3 protein-coding genes are annotated in these 5,106 nt (G+C 47.7%); 1 reads left to right on the top strand and 2 read right to left on the bottom strand.

The window, feature by feature from the left end; genetic code table 11:
- Positions 1-101: 101 nt before the first annotated feature.
- Together AB7D94_RS16370 and cooS are read right to left on the bottom strand one after the other, a co-directional pair.
- On the bottom strand, positions 102-1,832 hold the full coding sequence (locus tag AB7D94_RS16370) for a bifunctional metallophosphatase/5'-nucleotidase (RefSeq protein ID WP_420267114.1): 1,731 nt from the start codon (positions 1,830-1,832) through the stop codon (positions 102-104).
- Positions 1,833-1,932: 100 nt separating this feature from the next.
- The gene (cooS, locus tag AB7D94_RS16365) at positions 1,933-3,807 is read right to left on the bottom strand and encodes an anaerobic carbon-monoxide dehydrogenase catalytic subunit (RefSeq protein WP_420267113.1); all 1,875 of its coding nucleotides are present in this window, start codon (positions 3,805-3,807) and stop codon (positions 1,933-1,935) included.
- 304 nt (positions 3,808-4,111) lie between these two features.
- On the opposite strand from cooS, the gene AB7D94_RS16360 reads away from it, so the two are divergent.
- Entirely contained in the window at positions 4,112-4,711 is a 600-nt protein-coding gene (locus AB7D94_RS16360) for a hypothetical protein (RefSeq protein ID WP_420267111.1), read from the top strand.
- Positions 4,712-5,106 lie beyond the last annotated feature (395 nt).

Below are 5,106 nucleotides of genomic sequence, written 5' to 3'. Positions count from 1 at the left end.
ATAGGACATTTCTATTTTGGTAAGAATAGGACATTTCTACTTTGGTACGACACCCAGTGAGGGCTTTTTCATTTTTTCGAATCTCTGTGTCGGATTTAGGGTCACTGAATCGTACTAATTCGCTGTTCAATGGGATTTTTTAATCTTTTCAGCGACTTGATATATTCTATAAAGACCTCGGAGTCTACAAATCCGGTATCCACGGCGGAACTTGCCGCCTTCAACGGGGAAACAGCTTCAGCCCCCTGTGACGGCTTAAAACTATCGCCCCCTTTGGCGATATATTCGCTCAAGGCTATTTTGTAGAAGGCGTCCATCTTAAAAGGCACGTATTTCCCTGTATCCCGCGCCTTTACCTCCATGCCCGCAACACGTTGTCCCTTTGGCTTTGACAAGTCCATGACAAATTTAAGGCCGGAGGCGTATATAAAAGGGGGCTTTTTCATTTTACTTATCTGAAAATCTATGGTTGACTCAATGGCGTCTTTTATCTGATAACCTTTGAGCTTCAGGACATATATCGTATTGCTGAAGGGCATGAGTGTGTAGGCGTCGGCGATTGAGATATTGCCCTTTGGCAGGTCAATACGCGCGCCCCCGGAGTTCATAATGGCAATATCGGCGCCTGAGGCGGCGGTCTTTTGGAGCATACTGTCGGTAATAATCGGCCCTGGCCCCCCGTTGTTCGCGCGTTTAAGTGTCTCTTCGGCGTAGGCGATTGTCTCCTGCATGTAGTGTTTAATCGGAGCCGTATAGTTATCGAGTTTTAGCGCCGCCACAGGGTCCTCTTTAACTATCTGAAAACGTGGATTTGAAGTAATCTTCCCGCTTGAAATAGCTTCGTAAAACTCTGCCGACTCCGGCGTATTAGCTGCGTTTTCCGAGAGGATAAGCGTCTGGCTACCACGATAAGAGACAATCCTGCCATCGCCATCAAAGTCTATATCAACAAGGCCAAGTATCTTTCCATACTCCCATGCCGTAACGACGACAACGGTAGCGTTATCTCTGCCGCGTACCTCTGTCGGGTAGGGCCCGGTCGGGTTAAGGCCAGTCTGCAGGAGAGCGTCATCCCCCAGGAGCGTGTGGGAGTGCCCACCTACGATAACGCCCACGCCTGATAGTGTGCGGGCAAGTACGAGGTCATTTTCATAGCCGACGTGTGACAGCACAACTATAATGTTTACACCCTGCCGTGTCAGGGCAGAGATGGAGGTCTGGGCGGACTTTATAATATCATTGAACTTAACCGATTTGCCGGGTTTGGAAATGGACGGCGTATCTGTGGTGGTGAGGCCAACAATGCCTATCTTGCGGCCATTTATTTCTATAATCGTATAGGGTTTAATCAGACCGTAAAGCGGAGATTCCGTTGACAATTCAATATTTGCCGACACGACGGGAAAGGACGCCTTGTTGATAAATTCTGCAAATACGGAAGGCCCCTTGTCGAATTCGTGATTACCAGGAGCCATAGCGTCAAGGAGCATCGCGTTAAGGAAATCCACATCGGCAAGTCCATGGTATTTCGAGAAAAACACAGTTCCTGTAAACACATCCCCCGCGTGAAGGAATAAGAAGTTAGGATGAGATTCTCTCAGGGCGGCCACGGCTCCGGCAATCCGTGGAAACCCGCCAGCGCGCACGGTGAAAGAACGTGAGTTGTATGTCAGGGCTACGTTAGATGGCTCAAGATGGCCATGTGTGTCATTGATATGTGCTATGGACAGGGTATATATTTCGCCAGTGCTATCTGCGATACCATACGTCAAAAACCCGAACAATATGGCCGCAATGATAACAAGACGCGCCCCGGACGATGCTGTATTCATGCCTACTCTCCCTAAGTTAATAAGTATTACCAGGGTTTACCCAAAGAGCGGGGAATGACTATAATCTCCGCTCTTTGGGGTATTTATCTTCTGCCCTGTATTATATGCCCAGGGCCTTTCTTTTTTTCATGATGTGGGCTTCAATCCCATCCACAATTTGAACAGGGTCATCGCCGACGGCAATTTTCCCTCCGGTAAGACTCTCAATATCCTGGGTCAGGAGTTTAACTACGTCAGGTGCTCCCGTTACAGCCGGTACCGGCGATACATGTGTATAGAGACCAAAGGCTACTGCAAACATAGCGTCAATAGTCGCTTTTTGCTCCATGAATTCAGGAGCTGTTACGGCTACCGGCAACTGTGACACGTCAACGCCAAGTGCCCCGGCTACGGCTGTTACCAGATTAGCAAGTCTTCCCGTATCTGTACATGTGCCAAAACTCAGTGCTGGCGGAACTCCCAGCGCCTTGCATACGCTCTGAAGCCCCGGGCCGGCTAACTCTATGGCCTTGAGGCTTTGCAGTCCCGCCACCTGTAAGGCCGCGTTTCCACAACCTGCGCTGAGCACCAGGATGTCTCTCTTTATCAGCTCCTTAGCAACTGCCACGGTTACGGCGTCTTGTGGTCCGTTTGCCAGGGTTGAGCAGCTTACCAGGGCGGTGATGCCTTTTATAGCGCCCGACTTTACCGCGTCAAGAAGCGGGGTCAAAGTTCCTCCAAGTGCTTTAAGCACGGATTCGGTTGAAAATCCCACTATTGCGTCTTGTTTTTTCTGAGGAATAAGCGTAGCTTTACCCTTTCTCTTTTCAAAGTTAGCAATTGCTATGTTTATCAGCTTCCCCGCAATGTCCTCTACGTTTTCAGCGGTGTAATCAAAGTGAACGTTTACTCCGGGTATTCTGACAAGTTTCGATACGCTGACTACGGTTGAGTTATATTTATCCGCGTAAAGGCCCAAAGTCGGCACAGAACAGTTCATGTCAACCGCAAACAGGTCTACGGCACCGGTTGCCATTACATATTCCTGGTTTATCCAGTTGCCGGTAAGACCTGCAAAGACATCATCTGTGGGGAATCTCTGAATCAACTCCTGGCCGGTCTCAATAGAACCGATAACCCTGATACCCTTGGCACCCTTGTCACGGGCAAGCTTTTGAATATCATCGCGATGTGCAAGTTTTATGATAGCCGCCCCAACAAAAGGCTCATGGCCGTTTGGAAGGATATTTACATAGTCCTTGTCTATGATTCCAACATCTACAAAGGTCTCATGGGGAGTGGGGCTGCCAAAAAGGATGTCCTGGACAATCTCAAGAGGAACCTGTGAACAATAAGCCATAGAGATACCCATTCTCAAAGCCATTTTCGCCAAAGACACATAGTCCGAGTCAATATTGGTCATGCACCGGGTTTCTGTATCCATGATTTCATGAAGTGGACCACCGGGGAAAATCCCCATATCCCTCCAGATTTTTTTGCGTGACTCAGGGGCAAATATCTCAACGAGCCTTGATTCCTCGTCAGAGTCACGATGAAATTCATTCATGAAAAACTCGGCCACTTTTAGGGCGGTTTGCTTTGGGCTGTCCTGTTTTCCTACTCCAATGGTAACGGCAACGCTATTGAGCATCTCTTCATTTTTTATCTCAAAAGGACTCTTTCCCTCGCCCACAGCCTTTAACGTCTTAAACGCCGTTTTCGCGTGATATGAATACGCGGCGGTGCCAAAAATATTTATGTGCACCAAATTCCTCATCACCATGCCATTTGCGTCTATGCCGCACACACCTCTGTCGGCATACTTTGTTATCCTGCATGGTCCCTGGCTGCATAATTGGCAGCTTACACCCTTAGTGCAGTACGTACAGCGAGTTTTTTCCTGGGCATCAAAACGCTCAAGCATACTTGACATGCCGTCTTTCTTAACTTTTCCATGAAGTTCGTTTATGCTTCCGTGAAGACTTACATTTTCCATTTTTCCTCCAGATTTTTACTTTCTTTACATAGTGTTGTTTACCAACATCAACGGCCCTTCGGCGATAACCGCCTTTCGGAATCATAACAGCTTTCCTTTGGGCAGTCTATGATTTTAATCATATATGCCTTTTTCGATTTGCCTCTATGGCTGTATTTTAGCATAACCCTGAAAAAAGCCGTTGAAAATCACAAAGGCCAGGTTATAAGGGGATAATGGCGGCTCGGCTCGTGTTTGACAAAAGGCGACTAAAAATGTTACTCTGCGTCCAGAGAAAGTAATCCTAATTAACTAAGGAGGCAATATGAGAAAAAAAATGCTTTTAGTTTTGGTTGTATCACTATTGTTAACCTTGTTTGCAGGGCAGTCTCACGCGGTGACACTCTCAGCGGCGATTGGAACGGGCGGACAGTTCTACGATGCCGGCAATGGCCAGTATTATTTAATATTTGATGGTTTGTCGGTCAATGGCACCCCATACTGGTTGATGTGGCAGTTTAATCAAAATACTGCCGGTTGGGATATAGTTAACGGCAGCACTATTTCTCAAACCGGTACTGGTTATTCATACGGGGCGTATGTTTACGACAATACGAGTCAAATTCTGGTTGTCAAGTCCAACGTGGCTTCACCGGCAATACTGGGCAACCCGTGCTCGAAAGGCCTGGTCTTAGGTAAGCATGTCTTTGCTGTTACCAATTTGACCGCAACGAACGTTTCAGTCAGAAATGTGGAATCAACAACCGCCAGCACGTTGACATTTACGAGATCAAGCGGCACGCCAGGCAATATAACCGGCATCTGGACTAATGTTGATAGCAGCGGAAACACCACAGCGATTGCCCTTAACACCGATGGCTCAGATGTGGTATACGAAAATATCGTATCCTGTTCTACTAAATGATTATGGGGTAGGCAACCACGGCGGTAAATTGTCACCATGAGGCTGCTGATTGTTTGGGAGAAGGCGTTTGACCTATCATCGGCGGCACAACGGGTACAGATTGGGCAACAGCGTGGGCGCTCATTGTTCAGTTGCACTGCCTTGCGCCGCGTGCGCAACGCCGCAAGGCAGTCGAGCCCTGCGAGGTAAGCGCATAAGCGGTAAAAAAGGACAATAACCAGCGCCAATGATTAAGCAGTTATATCGGAAAGAGTTTCTTGTCGAATTATAATACCACAAATAATAAAAACCGGCTGAATGGGTAAGTTAGTATCCGGCAAGACGCCAGTACAACCTGCTTCATGTAAGCGTCTAAATAACTACACCCGTTGATTTCCCTGCGAGGGCATCCCTAT

This window comes from Candidatus Magnetominusculus dajiuhuensis, from assembly GCF_046044395.1.
In the GTDB taxonomy this organism is placed as follows: Bacteria; Nitrospirota; Thermodesulfovibrionia; order Thermodesulfovibrionales; family Magnetobacteriaceae; genus Magnetominusculus; species Magnetominusculus dajiuhuensis.
The sequence above is the reverse complement of the archived record's forward strand: the minus strand, read 5'-3'. Positions and strand labels throughout refer to the sequence as shown.